Genomic DNA, 16,222 nt, shown 5'->3' on the forward strand with positions numbered 1-16,222 from the left:
CAGCTGACATGGCCAGGAGCGTAGCCGCCCCACCCACCGGCTCATCACCCCGGGTAGTTCTCTCGCCACGGGCGGCAGGCGAGCGGCGCGGCCGCTTCTCGGATGCGCGGCCCCGGCTCCGAGACGGCGCCGCCGACGGCGCCGCCCCGGCTTTGAGACCGCGCGGCCCCGGCTCCGAGACGGCGCGGCCCCGCCCCCCGCCCACGGCGCGGCCCCGCCGTGGGCGGGGGCGGGCGACGTCCCGGCGGGCGACGGCCGTTGGTCACTCCAGCGCCAGGCCCTCGGGCGGCGGGTCGGGGTCCCGGCGCACCGCGAGGATCGCCGTGTCGTCGGTGAGCCTGCCGCCGGCGTGCCGCAGCACCGCATCCTCCAACCGCGCCACCAGCGCCTGCGGAGCGGTGTCCGAGGCCCCCCGAAACTCGTCGATCACCGAGAGGAACCGGCCGCGCCGGTCCCTCGCCTCGCTGACCCCGTCCGTGTAGAGCAGCAGGCTGGCCTCCGCCGGGAACGCCACCCGCCGCACCGGCGGCAGCGCGCCCGTCAGCTCCGTCAGGCCCAGCGGCGCCCCTTCCCCCTCCGGGAGTTCCCAGACCCGCTCCCGGGTGATCGCCAGCGGCGCGGCATGGCCGAAGTTGACCATCTCCAGCCATCCCCGGTCCTCGACGGGCAGCCCCACCAGGACCGCCGTGGCGAACCGTTCGCCGCGCTCGCCGAGCAGCGAGACATAGTGGTTCTGCCGCCGCATCCGGCTCTCCAGCCGCCCGGCCACCACCGCCAGGTCCGCCTCGTAGTAGGCGGACTCGCGGAAGGCGCTCAGCAGCGCCGCCGCCGCGTCCACCGCGCTGGTGCCCTTGCCCTGCACGTCGCCCAGCAGCACCCGGGCGCCGTGCGGGGTCGGCTGCACGTCGAAGAAGTCCCCGCCGACCTTGGCCGCGCGCTCGGCCGCCAGATAGACGTTGGCCGTCTCGACCCCGCCGATCCGCGCCGGGATGGGCCGCAGCACCGCGAGCCGGGTGGCCTGCGCCGCGTCCTCCAACTGCCGCACCTGGCGGTAGGCCCGCACCCGCAGCCCGGAGGCGAGCACCGAGAGCACGCACGCCGTGACGACGAGCAGCAGGTCGCTGAGGCCGATCGCATAGCGGTGGTTCAGCGACCATTCCAGCAGCCCCACCATCACCAGGGTCGCCACCCCGAAGCCGACCGTGGTCCACAGCCCGCACGTCACGGCCGCGAACACCGGCACCAGCCCGATCCAGGTGACGATCCGCAGGTGCTCGGACGCGTTCCAGTCGACCACCACCACGGCGACCAGCAGCAACGCGGGCAGAATCCAGGAGACGTTCCAGCGCCCCACCGTGATCGGCGGTTCCAGCGCGGGAACGTCGGACTCCGTCGCCCGCTCGCTGCGCGGGCGGGCCCGGACGAGGCGGCGGTTCACCCTCTCACCATCGCCGAAGCGCGGCCCCGCCGCGCGGCCGACGTCCGCTGAACGGGCCCCGGCCCCCGCCCCCGCCGCCCGGCCCCCCGAAGTCCCCCGCCGCCCGGCCCCCGGAGTCCCCGCCGCGCCGCGCGACAATGGGCGGCATGAGCCTGTTCCGCGACGACGGCATCGTGCTGCGCACCCAGAAGCTGGGCGAGGCAGACCGGATCATCACCCTGCTCACCCGGGGGCACGGCCGGGTGCGGGCGGTGGCGCGCGGGGTGCGCAGGACCAAGTCCAAGTTCGGCGCGCGGCTCGAACCGTTCAGCCATGTCGACGTGCAGTTCTTCGCCCGGGGCAGCGCGCTGGTCGGGCGCGGCCTGCCGCTGTGCACCCAGACCGAGTCGATCGCCCCCTACGGCCGCTCCATCGTCGCCGACTACGCCCGCTACACCGCCGGTACCGCGATGCTGGAGACGGCGGAACGGTTCACCGACCACGAGGGCGAGCCCAACGTCCAGCAGTACCTCTTGCTGGTCGGCGGACTGCGGACCCTGGCCGCCGGGGAGCACGCGCCGGGGCTCGTGCTGGACGCCTTCCTGCTGCGCTCGTTGGCGGTCGGCGGCTACGCGCCCAGCTTCGCCGACTGCGCGCGGTGCGGGCTGCCGGGGCCCAACCGGTTCTTCTCGGTGGCCGCCGGCGGCTCGATATGCGTGGACTGCCGGGTGCCCGGCAGCGTGGTGCCCTCGCCCGAGGCCCTGCTGTTGCTGGGCGCGCTGCTCACCGGGGACTGGGAGACCGCCGACGCGGCCGAGGCCCGCCACGTCAGGGAGGGCAGCGGACTGGTCTCCGCCTATCTGCACTGGCACCTCGAACGGGGCCTGCGTTCCCTGCGGTTCGTCCACAAGGCGTGAACGGGGGCCGGCGCGCCCGCGCCGGGGCGCGGGCCTCGCGCCGGGTTCGCGCCGGGTTCGCGCCGGGGGCGTGACGGCCCCTCGCCGGGTTCGATCGGGCGGCGCGGGAGGGGATACGCTCCCGACAGGACCGTCCGACCACTGGAGTGCCCCATGAGCCGCCGCGGAATACTGTCCCGGCAGCGTCGCGACTATCGCGCCCCCGACCCCCACCCGAGCGGGGCCCGCCCGCCCCGGCTGCCGTCCGAGCTGATCCCGCGCCATGTGGCGATCGTCATGGACGGCAACGGCCGCTGGGCCAAGGAGCGCGGGCTGCCGCGCACCGAGGGGCACAAGATCGGCGAGTCCGTGGTGCTCGACGTGGTGGCCGGCTGTCTGGAGCTGGGCGTCAAGAACCTCTCGCTGTACGCCTTTTCGACCGAGAACTGGAAGCGTTCGCCCGACGAGGTGCGTTTCCTGATGGAGTTCAACCGGGACGTGATCGCCCGACGCACCGTGCAGCTCAAGGAGCTGGGCGTGCGGGTCCGTTGGGCCGGCCGCGAGCCCAGGCTGTGGAAGTCCGTGGTCAACCAGCTGAAGCACGCCGAGGACGTCACCCGCGACAACGACGCGATGACGCTCTACATGTGCGTCAACTACGGCGGCCGCGCGGAGATCGTGGACGCCACCACCCGGCTCGCCCGGGACGTGCGGGAGGGGCGGCTCAACCCGGAGCGGATCAACGAGAAGACCGTCGCGCGCTACCTGTACCACCCGGACATGCCGGACGTGGACCTCTTCCTCCGCCCCTCGGGCGAGCAGCGGACGTCCAACTACCTGATCTGGCAGAGCGCCTACGCGGAGATGGTCTACCAGGACGTCCTGTGGCCCGACTTCGACCGCCGCAACCTGTGGCAGGCCTGTGTGGAGTACGCCTCCCGCGACCGCCGCTTCGGCGGCGCGATCCCCAACGAGGCCCACGCCACCGGCGGCACGCACACGCACCAGCCCCGCTGACAGCCGTCAGCCCCGCTGAACACGCGACGGGCGTGGCGCCGACTCCACGTCGGTGTCCCGCCGTTACGGCGTCCCGCCGTCGCGGTGTCCGCCCGCGCAGTCGTCGCAGGTGCCGAAGACCTCCAGCGTGTGGTCCACGTCCACGAAGCCGTGCTCGCGGGCGATCGCGTCCGCCCAGCGCTCCACGGCCGGCCCCTCCACCTCGACGGCCTTGCCGCAGGAGCGGCAGACCAGGTGGTGGTGATGGTCCCCGGTGCTGCACCTGCGGTAGACGGCCTCGCCCTCGTTGGTGCGCAGCACGTCCACCTCGCCCGCCTCGGCGAGCGACTGGAGGGTGCGGTAGACGGTGGTCAGCCCGACGGAGTCCCCCCGGTGCTTGAGCATGTCGTGCAGCTCCTGCGCGCTGCGGAACTCGTCGACGTCGGCGAGCGCGGCGGCCACCGCCGCGCGCTGCCGGGTCGAACGTCCGCGAACCGGCGGTTCTGCCGTCCCCACGGGTACCTCCCTGCCGTGTTCCTCAGGGGCCTTCAGGGCGCTCGCACTTCCTCGCGCCATCTCGCACTCGCGCCGCTCCGCGAGCCCGCGCATCCCCTGCCGGCCCAGGGTAGCCCCTCGCCGACCGGCTAAGGACGCCCAGCCGGCACGGGTTCCGCCGGCCGCTTCGTCGCAGCGCCCCCGCGACCTCCGCCGCCCCGCCGCGCCCGGCGTCTGGCCAGCGGCAGCGCCAGCAGCGAGACCACGGCGAACAGCCCGATCGCGAGCAGCACGATCGTCGCGCCCGGCGGCACGTCCGCGTAGTACGAGGTGGTCGTCCCGGCCAGCGAGACCACCACGCCGAACGTCACCGCCAGCGCCAGCGTCGTCGCGAAGCCCCGGCTGACCTGCTGCGCCGCCACCACCGGGATCACCATCAGCGCGCTCACCAGCAGCAGCCCCACCACCCGCATCGCCACCGTGACCGTGGCCGCCGCCGTCACCGCCAGCAGCAGGTTGAGCGCCCGCACCGGCAGCCCGGTGACCCGGGCGAACTCCTCGTCCTGGCAGACCGCGAACAGCTGCCGCCGCAGGCCGAGCGTGACCAGCAGCACCAGCGCCGAGAGCAGCATGATCGCGACAATGTCGTCCGGCGAGACCGTGGTGACCGAGCCCCACAGGAACGAGGTCAGGTTGGCCGTCGAGCCGCCCGGCGCCAGGTTGACGATCATCACGCCGCCCGCCATGCCGCCGTAGAAGAGCATCGCCAGCGCCACGTCGCCCCGCGCCCGGCCCGAGGAGCGCAGCAGCTCCATGGCCACCGCGCCCACCGTCGAGACGGCGACCGCCATCCACACCGGGTTCGCGTTCAGCAGGAAGCCCAGCGCGACGCCGGTCAGCGCGACATGCCCGATGCCGTCGCCGAGCAGCGCCTGCCGCCGCTGCACCAGATAGATCCCGACGGCCGGCGCCGCCAGGCCGATCAACAGCGCGGACAGCAGCGCCCGTCGCATGAAGGGGTAGTCGAGGAGTTCGAGGACGCCCGAGCTGGCGAGCGTGCTGGTCATGGTGGTGCCGCTCATCACAGGACTCCGGTCTGGAGGGTGGGTTCGGCCGAGGGCTCCAGCTCGTCCGCCGGGTGGCACGGGTGGCTGCCCTCCGGCAGCAGCGCCGGCCGGTCCACGGTGCGCTCGACCCGCCCGTGGCCGAGCACCACCGCCCGGTCGATCAACGGCGCCAGCGGCCCCAGTTCGTGCAGCACCAGCAGCACCGACGCCCCGCCCTCGACCTGCGTACGCAGGGTCTCGGCAAGCACCCGCTGGCTGTCGAGGTCGACGCCGGCCAGCGGCTCGTCCATGATCAACAGCTCGGGCTCGGCGGTCAGCGCCCTCGCGATCAGCACCCGCTGGTGCTGCCCGCCGGAGAGCGCGTCCACCGGCTCCCCGGCCCGTTCGGCGAGCCCCACCCGTTCGATCGCCCGGTCCACGGCGGCCCGGTCGGCCCGCCGCAGCGGGCGCAGCCGCCGCCGCGCCAGCCGCCCGGCCGCCACCACCTCCCGCACGGTGGCCGGAACGCCGCCGGCCGCCGTGGAGCGCTGCGGAACGTAGCCGACCCGCGACCAGTCCCCGAAGCTCCGCACCGGATGGCCGAAGAGCCGCAGCCCGCCGCCGGTGACGGGCACCTGCCCGACGACGGCCCGCACGACGGTGGACTTGCCCGAGCCGTTGGCGCCCAGCAGCGCCACCACCTCGCCGCGCCCGACCGTCAGGCTGACACCGCGCAGCACGGTCCGACCGCCCAGCTCGGCGGTCACCTCGTCCAGCTCTGTGACGGGCTCGGGTCCGGCCTCGCGCTCCATGGTCTCGCCTCGGCTTCCTTGCTTTCCCGCGATGTGCCTGTCACCTGCGGTGTGCTTCTCACGATGGGGGATGGCGGCCGTCCCCGCCCGGGGGCGGCCGTCGGCAGGGTCAGGCGGCGCCGAGCGCCTCCCGGAGGGCGGCGAGGTTGGCGCGCATGACCTCGGGATAGTCAGCGCCGGGGGAGTCCTCGGTGATTCCCTCCAGCGGGTCGAGCACCGCCGTCTCCAGGCCCAGGTCGTCCGCGAGGGTGCGGGCGGTCTCGTCGCTGACCAGGGTCTCGAAGAAGACCGTGGTCACCCCGTCCCGCTCGGCGATCTCGCGCAGCTCCCGCATCCGCGCCCCGCTGGGCTCGGACTCCGGGTCGAGTCCGGTGATCGACTCCTCGTGGAGCCCGTAGCGGGCCGCGAGATAGCCGAACGCGGAGTGCGTGGTGATGAACGTGCCGCCCTCGACCTCGGCGAGGCCCTCGGCGAACTCCTCGTCCAGCGCCCGCAGTTCCTCGACCAGAGCGGCGGTGTTCCGCTCGTAGTCGGCCATGTTGTCCGGGTCGGCGTTGGTCAGGGCCGCGCCCACGCCCTCGGCGATCTGCGCGTACTTCACCGGGTCCAGCCACAGGTGCGGGTCGAGGCCGTCGATGTCGTGGCTGTGCTCGTGCTCGTGGTCGTGCCCCTCCTCGCCGGACTCCTCGCCGGACTCCTCGCCGTGGTCGTGGCCCTCCTCGCCCTCCTCCCCGTGGTCCTCGGCGTGGTCCTCGTGCTCGTCCGCCGGCTCGTGGCTCTCCAGGGAGGTGAAGTGGGTCGCGTCGGCGACCTCGCCGGTGGCCGACTGCTCCACGGTCTCGTCCACGGCGGGCTGGAGGCCCCTGAGGTAGACGACGACCTCGGCGTCCGCGACGGCGGCGGTCTGCTGCGGGGAGATGTCCAGGTCGTGCGGCTCGACGCCGGGCTCGGTGAGGGTGGTGACGGAGACGTGCTCGCCGCCGATCCGCTCGGCGAGATAGGCCATGGGATAGAAGGAGGCGACCACGTCCAGGGTGCCGTCGGACGAGTCGCCGCCCCCGTCACCCCCGCCGTTCTCGTCGTCGAGGAGGCCGCAGCCGGTCAGCCCCAGCAGGCTGGAGGCGGCGAGGGCGGCGATGGCTATTCGGGTGCGCGAGCGGCGTCGTCCGGTCATGACAGCCATTTTCAAGTTAGATGGAAACGGTTGTCAAATGGGTCATGTGGGTGAACGAAAGTGATCTCCGTGCGAAACGGAACTTCCGCGCGATGTTCCCCAAGCGCCCCCAAGCACCCCCGGAATGCCCCGACGGCCGGTACCCGGCAACCGATTTGCCGCCGCCCTGGGAGGCGCCGGTAACCTGAGGCAATTCCCTGTCTCCCCTCGTCCTGAAGAGAGCACCGTGGCCGCCGACAAGATCGACACTATCGTCAGCCTCAGCAAGCGCCGTGGCTTCGTCTACCCCAGCAGTGAGATCTACGGCGGACAGCGCGCCGCCTGGGACTACGGCCCTCTGGGCGTCGAGTTGAAGGAGAACATCAAGCGCCAGTGGTGGCGGGCCATGGTGACCTCGCGCGACGACGTGGTGGGGATCGACTCCTCGGTCATCCTGGCCACCGAGGTCTGGGAGGCTTCGGGCCATGTCGCCACCTTCACCGATCCGCTCACCGAGTGCACCTCGTGTCACAAGCGGTTCCGGGCCGACCACCTGGAGGAGGCGTACGAGGCCAAGCACGGGCACCTGCCCGCGCAGGGCCTGGCCGACGTGAACTGCCCCAACTGCGGCAACAAGGGCGCGTTCACCGAGCCCAAGCAGTTCTCCGGGCTGCTCGCCACCCACCTCGGCCCGGCCCAGGACTCGGCCTCCGTGGCCTATCTCCGGCCGGAGACCGCGCAGGGCATCTTCACCAACTTCGCCGCCGTCCAGCAGACCTCGCGCCGCAAGCCGCCGTTCGGCATCGCGCAGATGGGCAAGTCCTTCCGGAACGAGATCACGCCGGGCAACTTCATCTTCCGCACCCGCGAGTTCGAGCAGATGGAGATGGAGTTCTTCGTCAAGCCGGGCGAGGACGAGCAGTGGCACGTCTACTGGATGGAGCAGCGCTGGAACTGGTACCGCGACCTCGGCCTCACCGAGGAGAACATGCGCTGGTTCGAGCACCCCAAGGAGAAGCTCTCCCACTACTCCAAGCGGACCGCCGACATCGAGTACCGCTTCCGGTTCGCCGGCTCCGAGTGGGGTGAGCTGGAGGGCGTCGCCAACCGCACTGACTACGACCTCGGCGCGCACGCCAAGGCGTCGGGCCAGGACCTCAGCTACTTCGACCAGGAGGCCGGCGAGCGCTGGACCCCCTACGTCATCGAGCCGGCGGCCGGCGTGGGCCGCACCATGCTGGCGTTCATGCTCGACGCCTACTGGGAGGACGAGGCCCCCAACGCCAAGGGCAAGATGGAGAAGCGCGTCGTGATGCGCTTCGACCCGAGGCTGGCCCCGGTGAAGGTCGCCGTGCTGCCGCTCTCCCGCAACCCGCAACTGTCCCCCAAGGCCAAGGAGTTGGCCACCGCGCTGCGCCGCGACTGGAACATCGAGTTCGACGACGCCGGCGCCATCGGCCGCCGCTACCGCCGCCAGGACGAGATCGGCACGCCGTTCTGCGTGACCATCGACTTCGACACCCTGGAGGACAACGCGGTCACCGTCCGCGAGCGGGACAGCATGAAGCAGGAGCGGGTCTCCCTCGACCAGGTGGAGGGCTACCTCGCCGCCCGCCTGGTCGGCTGCTGAACCCCACGGCACCGCCCGTGGTCGTGGGGGGGGGGGCCCCCCCCGCGGCCCCCCCCCCCCCCCCCCCCCCCCGGGGGGGGGGGGGCGGGCCCCCCGGGGGGCCCGGCCCCCACGACCGGCACCACCCGAGATCGTCCCAGTGAGGAACGCCCGATGTCCCAGCCGCTCCGGATAGGCCCGCACGCGGTGGACCCGCCCGTGGTGCTGGCGCCCATGGCCGGGATCACCAACGCGCCGTTCCGCACGCTCTGCCGCGAGTTCTCCGGCGGGCGCGGCCTGTTCGTCAGCGAGATGATCACCACCAGGGCGCTGGTGGAGCGCAACGCCAAGACCATGCGGCTGGTGCACTTCGACGCGACCGAGAGGCCGCGTTCGATCCAGCTCTACGGGGTCGACCCCGAGACGGTGGGCCGCGCCGTCCGCATGATCGCCGACGAGGACCTGGCCGACCACATCGACCTCAACTTCGGCTGCCCCGTTCCCAAGGTGACCCGCAGGGGCGGCGGCTCCGCGCTGCCGTACAAGCGGCCGCTGCTGCGCGCCATCCTGCGCGCCGCCGTCGGCAACGCGGGCGGGCTGCCGGTCACCATGAAGATGCGCAAGGGCATCGACGACGACCACCTGACGTATCTCGACGCCGGCCGGATCGCGGTGGACGAGGGCGTCACCGCCATCGCGCTGCACGGCCGCACCGCCGCCCAGCACTACGGCGGCCAGGCCGACTGGTCCGCGATCGCCCGGCTCAGGGAGGCCGTGCCCGAGATCCCGGTGCTGGGCAACGGGGACATCTGGTCGGCGGACGACGCGGTGCGGATGGTGCGGGAGACCGGCTGCGACGGGGTGGTCGTCGGGCGCGGCTGCCTGGGCCGGCCCTGGCTCTTCGCCGACCTGGTCGCGGCGTTCGACGCGCTGACGACGGGGCGCCAACCGACCTATGCGCGCCCCTCGTTGCGCGAGGTGGCCGAGGTGATGCTGCGGCACGCCCGGCTGTTGGGCGAGTGGCAGGAGGACGAGGCGCGCGGGGTGATCGACTTCCGCAAGCATGTCGCCTGGTACACCAAGGGCTTCACGGTCGGCTCCGACCTGCGGCGGGCGCTGGCCGTCGCCGGCTCGCTCGACGAACTGGCCTCGCTGCTCGACCGGTTGGACCTCGACCAGCCCTGGCCGGCCGGCGCGGACGGCCCCAGGGGCCGCACCTCGGGCCGCAACCGGGTCACCCTCCCCGACGGCTGGCTCGACGACCCGAACGCGGTCGCCACGATCGGCGCGGACGCGGAACTGGCCACCTCGGGTGGCTAGGTGTTCTGTCTCGCCGGACCGGCAGCGGGTCCCCACCCTGCTGTTCGTGGTGGGGCCGCCGGCGGTCGGGAAGATGACGGTGGGGAACGAGATCACTCGGCTGACCGGGATGCCGGTGCTGCACAACCACCTCACCATCGAGCCGGTCCTGCCGTTCTTCGCGTTCGGCTCGCCGCCGTTCCAGCGGCTGGTGGGCGGCTTCAGGCGGCGGCTGGTCGAGGAGGTCGCGGCGAGCGAGCTGCCGGGCCTGGTGTTCACCTATGTCTGGGACTTCGACGACCTGGGGGACGAGCGCCTGGTGCGGGAGTACGCGGAGCCCTTCGAACGGCGGGGCGGGCGGGTGCTCCTCCTCGAACTGGAGGCGGACCTCGACGAGCGGCTCCGCAGGAACTCCGGAGCCGACCGCCTCGCGGCGAAGCCGTCCAAGCGCGACCTGGCCTGGTCGCGGCGGCACCTGCTGGAGGCGGACGCCGCGCACCGGCTCAACTCCCGCGAGGAGTTCGACGGTTGCCCCGCGTATCTGCGGATCGACAACACCCACCTCGCCCCGGGCGAGGTCGCCCGGCGCGCCGTCGACCACTTCGGGCTGCCACGCGCCGCCGCGTAGGTGGCGCGTGAGCCGGGGCCTGCGGCGGAAAGGCGTTGCCGGGGGCCGGGCGCGCGCGGGAGCATCCACGGCATGTCAACGACCGTTCCCACGCGGGAGATTCGCGCGGTGTACACCGAGGAGACCGTCACCGTCTACCAGGCCTACGGGCCGGGCATCGGCCTGCCGGCCGCCCGCGACGGGCGGTTTCCGGGCGGGTGGAAGCGGGACCGGATGACCTGGATCAAGCCGTCCTTCCGGTGGATGATGTACCGCTGTGGCTGGGGCACCAAGCCGGGCCAGGAGACGGTGCTGGCCGTCGAGATGAGCCGCGCCGGCCTCGCCTGGGCGCTGCGCCACGCCGCGCTCTCCCACTTCGACCCGGCCGTCCACGCGGACCGCGACGCCTGGCGGGCCGCCCTGCGCGCGGCCCCGACCCGCGTCCAGTGGGACCCCGAACGCGATCTGCGGCTGCGCCCGTTGGGCCACCGTTCCCTCCAACTCGGCCTGGCGGGCGAGGCGGTGGCGCGTTACGCCGACGAGTGGATCGTCGGCATCCGTGACGTCACCCCGCTCGCCCACGAGGTCCACGCCCTGGTCCGCGCCGGGGACCTCGACCGGGCCGCCGCGCTGCTGCCGCCCGAACGTCCGTATCCCGTCGCGGAGTTGGACCTGTCCCACCTGACGCCGCCGGCTGCCGCCGGCGGCTCAGCCGCTCACACCTCGGCGTCGGTGGCCAGCCCGGCCAGGGCCTCGCGGAGGGCGAACGGGGTGGCCGCCGCCCAGGACTGCGGGGAGCAGGCGTGGGGGTAGGGCACGGGCGCCGGGTGGTCGTCGCTGCCGTGTCCCGTGATGACCTCCGGCATCCGGTAGTCGTGGGCGGCGGCCAGGGCCAGCAGCCCCTCGGCCAGCGTGCGGGCCCGCTGGTGCTGGCCGTGCCGGGCCAGCCCGAGCGCGGCGATCGCGCTGTCGTGCGGCCAGACCGCGCCCCGGTGGTAGGCCAGCGGGTGGTAGGCGTCCTGGCCGGTGGCCAGCGTGCGGACGCCCCAGCCGGAGAAGAACGCGGGCGACAGCAGCCGTTCCCCGACCGCCTCGGCCCGCGCCGCGTCCAGGATGCCGGTCCACAGCAGATGCCCGGCGTCCGAGCCGAGCGTCGGCACGCGGCGGCCCTCGCCGTCGAGGGCCAGGGCGGTGAACCCGGCCTCGGGCAGCCAGAAGTCGGCCAGAAAACGTTCTCGCAACGCGTCGGCGGCGTCGGCGAGTCGCTCGGCCCAGGCCGGGTCGGCCCAGACGGAGCCGGCCAGTTCGGCGGCGTGGCGCAGCGCGGCGTAGGCGTAGCCCTGGGGCGCCGCCGCCACGATGGCGCCGCGCGCCGGGGTGCCGTCGGGGAAGCAGATCGCGTCGGGGGAGTCCTTCCAGCTCTGGTTGGCCAGCCCGCCCTCGTCGGCGCGGTAGCGCAGATAGCCGTGCTCGGCCAGGCCCCCGTGGTCGAACATCCAGGAGACGGCGGCCCGCGCGTGCCGCTCCAGGCGGTGCGCCAGCTTGTCGTCGCCGGTCCGCTCGGCGTGCGCGCCCAGCAGCACCAGGAACAGCGGCGTGGCGTCCACGGAGCCGAAGTACCGGGCGTAGGGGACCTGTTGGAAGTGCGCCAGTTCGCCGTGGCGGACCTCGTGCACGATCTTGCCGGGCTGGGCGATACGTTCCGGCGCCTCGTCCGTGGCCTGGGTCGCCGCCAGCGCCAGCAGGGTGTCGTGGCCCAGCTCGGGGTGGCTGTCCAGGGTCAGCAGCGAGGTGATCAACGCGTGGCGGCCCAGCAGCGTCAGGAACCACGGCACCCCCGCCGCCGGCACCCGCAGCGCCTCGCCCTCGGGCCCGGTGGCCGCCAGTCGCAGCGCGGCCAGGTCGGCGTCGCCCTGGGCGCAGGCCCGCCCCAACGCGCCCTCGCCGAACGGGACGCGACGCGGCTCCGGCGCCTCGCCGGCCGGCTCGGCCGCGCCGTGCGGGTGCGCCGTGACGCGCAGCCGCAGCGTGGTGCTGCCGTGCGGCGGCAGCTCGATCCGCCAGCACAGCCGGCGCGCGCCGCTGCCGGTCTCCTCCACGGCGTCGGGCGCTGGCGCGGCGGTCACCACCGTCCGGGAGTGCCACTCGCGCCGCCGGTAGCCGAACTCCACGCCGTCGTCGAGCTTCTGACGGGTGCGCACGGCGTGCGGCTTCTGGTACCAGCGGTGGTCGTCACGCAGCTCGAACTGGTCGGCGAAGTCGGCGTCCACGGTCAGCGCCAGCAGCACGGTGACCGGCCGGGAGCCGTTGCCCCTGATCCGGATGTGGTCCGTCAACTCCGCTTCGCGCACGGTCTGTTCGCGGAAGAGGGTCAGCGCGGGCGTGTCCGTGCGGCCGGCCGGCTGGGTGAGCACGGCGGTGGCGCGGGCCGGGGCCGCGCCGGTGGGGCCGGTCGGCGTCGGCACCAGCACGGTCGGGGCGGCGCCGTCCACGGTGAGCTGCCAGCGGCTGAGGTGCCTGGCGTCACGCGCGAACAGCCCGTCGGGGCTCGCGCCCCGCTCGCCGGTGATGTCACCGCCCTCGCCGACGGCGGCGAACGTGCCGTCCTGGACGAGCAGACAGTGGTGCGTCGGGATCACCGCGACTCCTTTGGTCCTTATGAACTTGGATGAAGTTGGCCGAACTTCGCGGGGCGCGCGGGGGCGCGCGTGGGCGGCCGGGCGGCCGGCGTTCAGTCGACGGGAACGGGAACGAGCCGCTGCTCGTCGTGGTGCGGCGCGGGCAGCAGGCCGCCGGCCGTCAGGGGCGGCTCGGCCAGCAGGTCGATGGTGACGGCGGCCGTCCAGCTGAAGTCGCGGGTGCCGCGCGCCTCGCCCGTGACCGGGTCGACGTACTCGGCGTACCGCGAAGTGGCCGCCAGATGCGTCAGGTTGGCGCGCAGCTCGTTGGCCAGCGCCAGCTCGCCGTGGCGCCGCAGGCCGCGTTCGACCAGCCAGTTCACGTTGAACCAGGCCGGGCCGCGCCAGTAGCGGGCCGGGTCGAAGGCGTGGCCGGTCAGGTCGTAGCTGGGCACCATCCGGGTGCTGACGCCGAGGCCGAAGCGCGGGCCGGTGGCCGTCGCGACCAGGGCGCGCACCGTCTCCTCCGGCAGCCCGGGGAGCACCAGCGGGATCAGCCCCGCCGCGCTGTGCTCGGCGATGGGCTCGTCGGCGATCACGTCGTGCGCGAGGAACTGTCCGGACTCCGCGTGCCACAGCCGCTTGACCAGCGCGGTCGTCAACTCCTCGGCGCGCACCAGATGATCGCTCGGGTCGAGCCCCAGCGCGCCGGCGATCTCCGCGAGGGCGTGCTCGGAGAGGATCAGCAGCGCGTTGACCGCAGGGTCCTCCACGGCGAACGGGTGGCCGCAGTCCCGGTCCCGGTACCCGTGGTCGCGGTAGTTCTCCGCCAGCCGAACGTAGCGGCCGTAGTCCAGGTCGGTCGGGCGGTCGGCGGGCCGGCTGTGGTGCAGGTCGGCGCGGTGGAACGTGTCGCTGCCGACGGGGTCGATCCGGGACAACGGCGGGTCCCAGCACGGGCTGTTGTCCATCCCCGACTCCCAGGGGTGGACGATCGACGCCAGCCCGTGCCCGCCCAGGTCGCGGGCGCCGGTCAGATAGCGCTGCCAGGCGACGAGGCGTGGGTAGACCCGCCGCAGGAACCCGCGTTGGTGCGAGGCGGCCGGGTCGGCGCGGTGCGTCAGCCAGGCGGCCACCGCGTGCACCGGCGGCTGGACGAGCCCGGAGGTCTCCGTCCCGGCCGGCGCGCCGCAGCCGGCGCCCTCCGAGGAGGAGCGCCAGAAGTCGGGGCTCGGGAAGTACGCGGCCAGCGGCACCGAGGGGTTGAAGACGATGTGCGGCACCCGCCCGTCCTGCCACTGCGCGGCCAGCAGCGTCTCCAGCTCGCGCTGCGCGCGCAGCGGCCAGAGGTGCCGGAGCCCGATCGCGACGAAGGCGGAGTCCCAACTCCACTGGTGCGGATAGAGCGAGCGCGACGGAACGGTGGAGGCGCCCACCCAGTTCCCCGTGAGTACGCGGCGCGCTCCGTTGTATGCGGTTGTGTGAGGGCTGGTGGACTGGTCAGCGCGATCCACGTGATCTCCGATGGACGGTGGCGCCGGCGTCGGGGGCACGACGGCACGCGGTGTTTTGTCGAAGGTACCGTAGAGTTACGTCTACTTAACACGCAAAAGTACCGCTGTAATATCTACTTCACAAGCTCCGGGGGGTGAGATATCCGCCCCAGGGGAAGGCAGCGGGCATGAACCAGTCGAGCGCGGGTCACCTTCTGCGGCTGATCCGTACCGGTCGCGCGACCACGCGGGGGGAGCTGCAACGCGTCACCGGCCTCTCCCGATCCACCGTCGGCGGCCGGCTCGACCAGCTCTTCCGCGCCGGCTGGGTCAGGGAGCGCGCCGGCGACCCCGTGGAGGCGCCCACCGGTGGACGGCCCGCCGTCCGGCTGCACTTCGACACCTCCCACGCCGTCGTCCTCTGCGCCGACCTGGAGACCCGCCACGCCCGCGCCGCCGTCCTCGACCTCGGCGGCACCGTGCTCGCCGAGCACTCGGGCGCGCTGCTGATCAGCCAGGGGCCGCAGGAGGTGCTCCAACGGCTCGGCCAGTGGTTCGCGTTGCTCGTCGAGAAGGCGGGCGTCTCCGTAGACGCGGTGTGTGGCATAGGTCTCGCCGTCCCGGGGCCGGTGGACGCGGGACTGGGGCAGGTCGTCCAGCCGCCGATGATGCCCGGCTGGGACCGGCACCCGATCGCGGAGACGATGCGCGCGGCGTTCGCGGCCCAGGTGGGCGAGGCCGGCGCGGCGATACCCGTGCTGGTCGAGAACGACGCCAACCTCATGGCCTACGCCGAGCAGCGCCACGGCTTCCCGGACTGCTCGGCGTTCCTGTTGGTCAAGGTCTCCACCGGCATCGGCGCCGGCGTGGTGGTGGACGGCGAGATGTACCGGGGCTTCGACGGCGCGGCCGGTGACATCGGCCACATACGGCTCAGCGACCATCCCCGGGCGCTGTGCCGCTGCGGCTCCTATGGCTGCCTCGCCGCCGTGGCCAGCGGCCGGGCCATCGCCGAGCAGCTCACGGCCGCCGGCATCCCGACGACATCCGGCTCCGGCGTCCGCGACCAACTCACCATCGGCCAGCCGGACGCGGTGCGCCTGGCGCGCGAGGCGGGCCGCCTGGTCGGCGGCGTGCTGGCGACGGTGGTCACCCTGCTCAACCCGGGCGTGCTGATGGTCGCCGGGGACCTCGCCGGCCCCTCGTTCCTCACCGGGGTGCGGGAACTCCTCTACCAGCGGGCGATGCCCAGGACCACGGCCTACCTCCAGGTGGTCACCTCGCGCCTCGGCGAGCGCGCCGGCCTGACGGGCGCTGCGGCCATGGTCGTCGAGTCCCTCTACGCGCCGGACCGCGCGGACCAGCGGCTCAACGAACTCGTCTGAGCGCGGGGTTGGCTGGGGAGCTTGTTCCCGTTTGCTCGTGATCGCGCGGCTTGTGCGCGTGATGCCCGCCACGTCTGATGACTCGGACGCTCAGATGAGCGGAAAACGGGGTAGCCTCCCGCTGTCAGGGCAGACACCGCCCGCGCCGCGTCTCCCGCGCGGCACGGGAACGTCGTGGCCCGCCGCCACATACCAACCCTCACCGGCGGCGGGCTGGGACGGGCGACGGGCCACGTTCCCGGTACTTCTTCTGTTGACCGCCTCCGCCTGTCAGTAGGCGCTGTCGACGTTGTCCATGGAGCCGTAGCGGTCGGCGGCGTAGTTGCAGGCGGCGGTGATGTTGGCGACGGGGTCGTAGATGTTCTTGCTGGTTCCGTCGACGTGGTACTGCTCGAA

General features: G+C 73.4%; 13 protein-coding genes and 2 pseudogenes. 7 read left to right on the forward strand and 8 right to left on the reverse strand.

The features are described 5' to 3' along the window. Positions 1-262: 262 nt before the first annotated feature. Positions 263-1,438: a PP2C family protein-serine/threonine phosphatase gene (locus EBN88_RS21340; protein ID WP_122185528.1), complete on the reverse strand. Its 1,176-nt coding sequence runs from the start codon at positions 1,436-1,438 to the stop codon at positions 263-265. Between the two features lie 146 nt (positions 1,439-1,584). Between EBN88_RS21340 and recO the strand changes: the two genes are divergently transcribed. Next, positions 1,585-2,334, forward strand: coding sequence for a DNA repair protein RecO (gene recO / locus EBN88_RS21350; protein WP_199742433.1), 750 nt, complete (start codon positions 1,585-1,587; stop codon positions 2,332-2,334). Between the two features lie 153 nt (positions 2,335-2,487). Beyond that, on the forward strand, positions 2,488-3,330 hold the full coding sequence (locus tag EBN88_RS21355; protein ID WP_122185530.1) for an isoprenyl transferase: 843 nt from the start codon (positions 2,488-2,490) through the stop codon (positions 3,328-3,330). A gap of 63 nt (positions 3,331-3,393) precedes the next feature. Here EBN88_RS21355 and EBN88_RS21360 read toward each other — a convergent pair whose 3' ends face one another. The 4 genes from EBN88_RS21360 to EBN88_RS21375 all read right to left on the reverse strand — a co-directional run bounded on the left by EBN88_RS21360 (position 3,394) and on the right by EBN88_RS21375 (position 6,845). Further along, positions 3,394-3,825 carry a Fur family transcriptional regulator gene (locus EBN88_RS21360; protein ID WP_122185531.1) on the reverse strand — a complete coding sequence of 144 codons (432 nt, stop codon included), beginning with the start codon at positions 3,823-3,825 and terminating at the stop codon, positions 3,394-3,396. A 128-nt stretch (positions 3,826-3,953) separates the two neighbouring features. Continuing rightward, positions 3,954-4,886, reverse strand: a complete 933-nt coding sequence (locus tag EBN88_RS21365; protein ID WP_233580830.1) for a metal ABC transporter permease — start codon at positions 4,884-4,886, stop codon at positions 3,954-3,956. Next, positions 4,886-5,662 carry a metal ABC transporter ATP-binding protein gene (locus tag EBN88_RS21370; protein ID WP_122185532.1) on the reverse strand — a complete coding sequence of 259 codons (777 nt, stop codon included), beginning with the start codon at positions 5,660-5,662 and terminating at the stop codon, positions 4,886-4,888. The genes EBN88_RS21365 and EBN88_RS21370 overlap by 1 nt, the downstream gene beginning before the upstream one ends. Before the next feature lie 109 nt (positions 5,663-5,771). Continuing rightward, positions 5,772-6,845, reverse strand: coding sequence for a metal ABC transporter substrate-binding protein (locus EBN88_RS21375; protein WP_122185533.1), 1,074 nt, complete (start codon positions 6,843-6,845; stop codon positions 5,772-5,774). Positions 6,846-7,062: 217 nt separating this feature from the next. Here EBN88_RS21375 and EBN88_RS21380 point away from each other — a divergent pair, with 217 nt between their 5' ends. The 4 genes and pseudogenes from EBN88_RS21380 to EBN88_RS21395 form a co-directional block, all read left to right on the forward strand. Then, entirely contained in the window at positions 7,063-8,445 is a 1,383-nt protein-coding gene (locus EBN88_RS21380) for a glycine--tRNA ligase (protein WP_122185534.1), read from the forward strand. 153 nt (positions 8,446-8,598) lie between these two features. Beyond that, positions 8,599-9,744: a tRNA dihydrouridine synthase DusB gene (dusB, locus tag EBN88_RS21385; RefSeq protein ID WP_122185535.1), complete on the forward strand. Its 1,146-nt coding sequence runs from the start codon at positions 8,599-8,601 to the stop codon at positions 9,742-9,744. Beyond that, a complete protein-coding gene (locus tag EBN88_RS21390) occupies positions 9,737-10,351 on the forward strand; it encodes a hypothetical protein (protein ID WP_199742434.1) in 615 nt (204 codons plus the stop codon). Before dusB ends, EBN88_RS21390 begins: the two co-directional genes overlap by 8 nt. A gap of 72 nt (positions 10,352-10,423) precedes the next feature. Next, positions 10,424-11,020: pseudogene (locus tag EBN88_RS21395) on the forward strand (DUF4291 domain-containing protein); the annotation flags it as partial. A 26-nt stretch (positions 11,021-11,046) separates the two neighbouring features. Here EBN88_RS21395 and EBN88_RS21400 read toward each other — a convergent pair. Together EBN88_RS21400 and EBN88_RS21405 are read right to left on the reverse strand one after the other, a co-directional pair. Beyond that, positions 11,047-12,966 carry an amylo-alpha-1,6-glucosidase gene (locus EBN88_RS21400; RefSeq protein ID WP_122185540.1) on the reverse strand — a complete coding sequence of 640 codons (1,920 nt, stop codon included), beginning with the start codon at positions 12,964-12,966 and terminating at the stop codon, positions 11,047-11,049. A gap of 95 nt (positions 12,967-13,061) precedes the next feature. Next, positions 13,062-14,474, reverse strand: coding sequence for an MGH1-like glycoside hydrolase domain-containing protein (locus tag EBN88_RS21405; RefSeq protein ID WP_407703443.1), 1,413 nt, complete (start codon positions 14,472-14,474; stop codon positions 13,062-13,064). 155 nt (positions 14,475-14,629) lie between these two features. Here EBN88_RS21405 and EBN88_RS21410 point away from each other — a divergent pair, with 155 nt between their 5' ends. Then, entirely contained in the window at positions 14,630-15,826 is a 1,197-nt protein-coding gene (locus EBN88_RS21410; RefSeq protein WP_122185538.1) for an ROK family transcriptional regulator, read from the forward strand. A 270-nt stretch (positions 15,827-16,096) separates the two neighbouring features. Here EBN88_RS21410 and EBN88_RS32825 read toward each other — a convergent pair. Beyond that, positions 16,097-16,222 (reverse strand): annotated as a pseudogene (locus EBN88_RS32825) (transglycosylase SLT domain-containing protein); the annotation flags it as partial.

Source organism: Streptomyces triticirhizae, from assembly GCF_003696235.1.
Lineage (GTDB): Bacteria > Actinomycetota > Actinomycetes > Streptomycetales > Streptomycetaceae > Streptomyces > Streptomyces triticirhizae.

Coding starts and splice junctions, on each gene's coding strand:
- recO (WP_199742433.1), top strand. CDS start 1,585: ATGAGCCTGTTCCGCGACGACGGCATCGTGCTGCGCACCCAGAAGCTG.
- EBN88_RS21355 (WP_122185530.1), top strand. CDS start 2,488: ATGAGCCGCCGCGGAATACTGTCCCGGCAGCGTCGCGACTATCGCGCC.
- EBN88_RS21365 (WP_233580830.1), bottom strand. CDS start 4,886: ATGAGCGGCACCACCATGACCAGCACGCTCGCCAGCTCGGGCGTCCTC.
- EBN88_RS21370 (WP_122185532.1), bottom strand. CDS start 5,662: ATGGAGCGCGAGGCCGGACCCGAGCCCGTCACAGAGCTGGACGAGGTG.
- EBN88_RS21375 (WP_122185533.1), bottom strand. CDS start 6,845: ATGGCTGTCATGACCGGACGACGCCGCTCGCGCACCCGAATAGCCATC.
- dusB (WP_122185535.1), top strand. CDS start 8,599: ATGTCCCAGCCGCTCCGGATAGGCCCGCACGCGGTGGACCCGCCCGTG.
- EBN88_RS21410 (WP_122185538.1), top strand. CDS start 14,630: ATGAACCAGTCGAGCGCGGGTCACCTTCTGCGGCTGATCCGTACCGGT.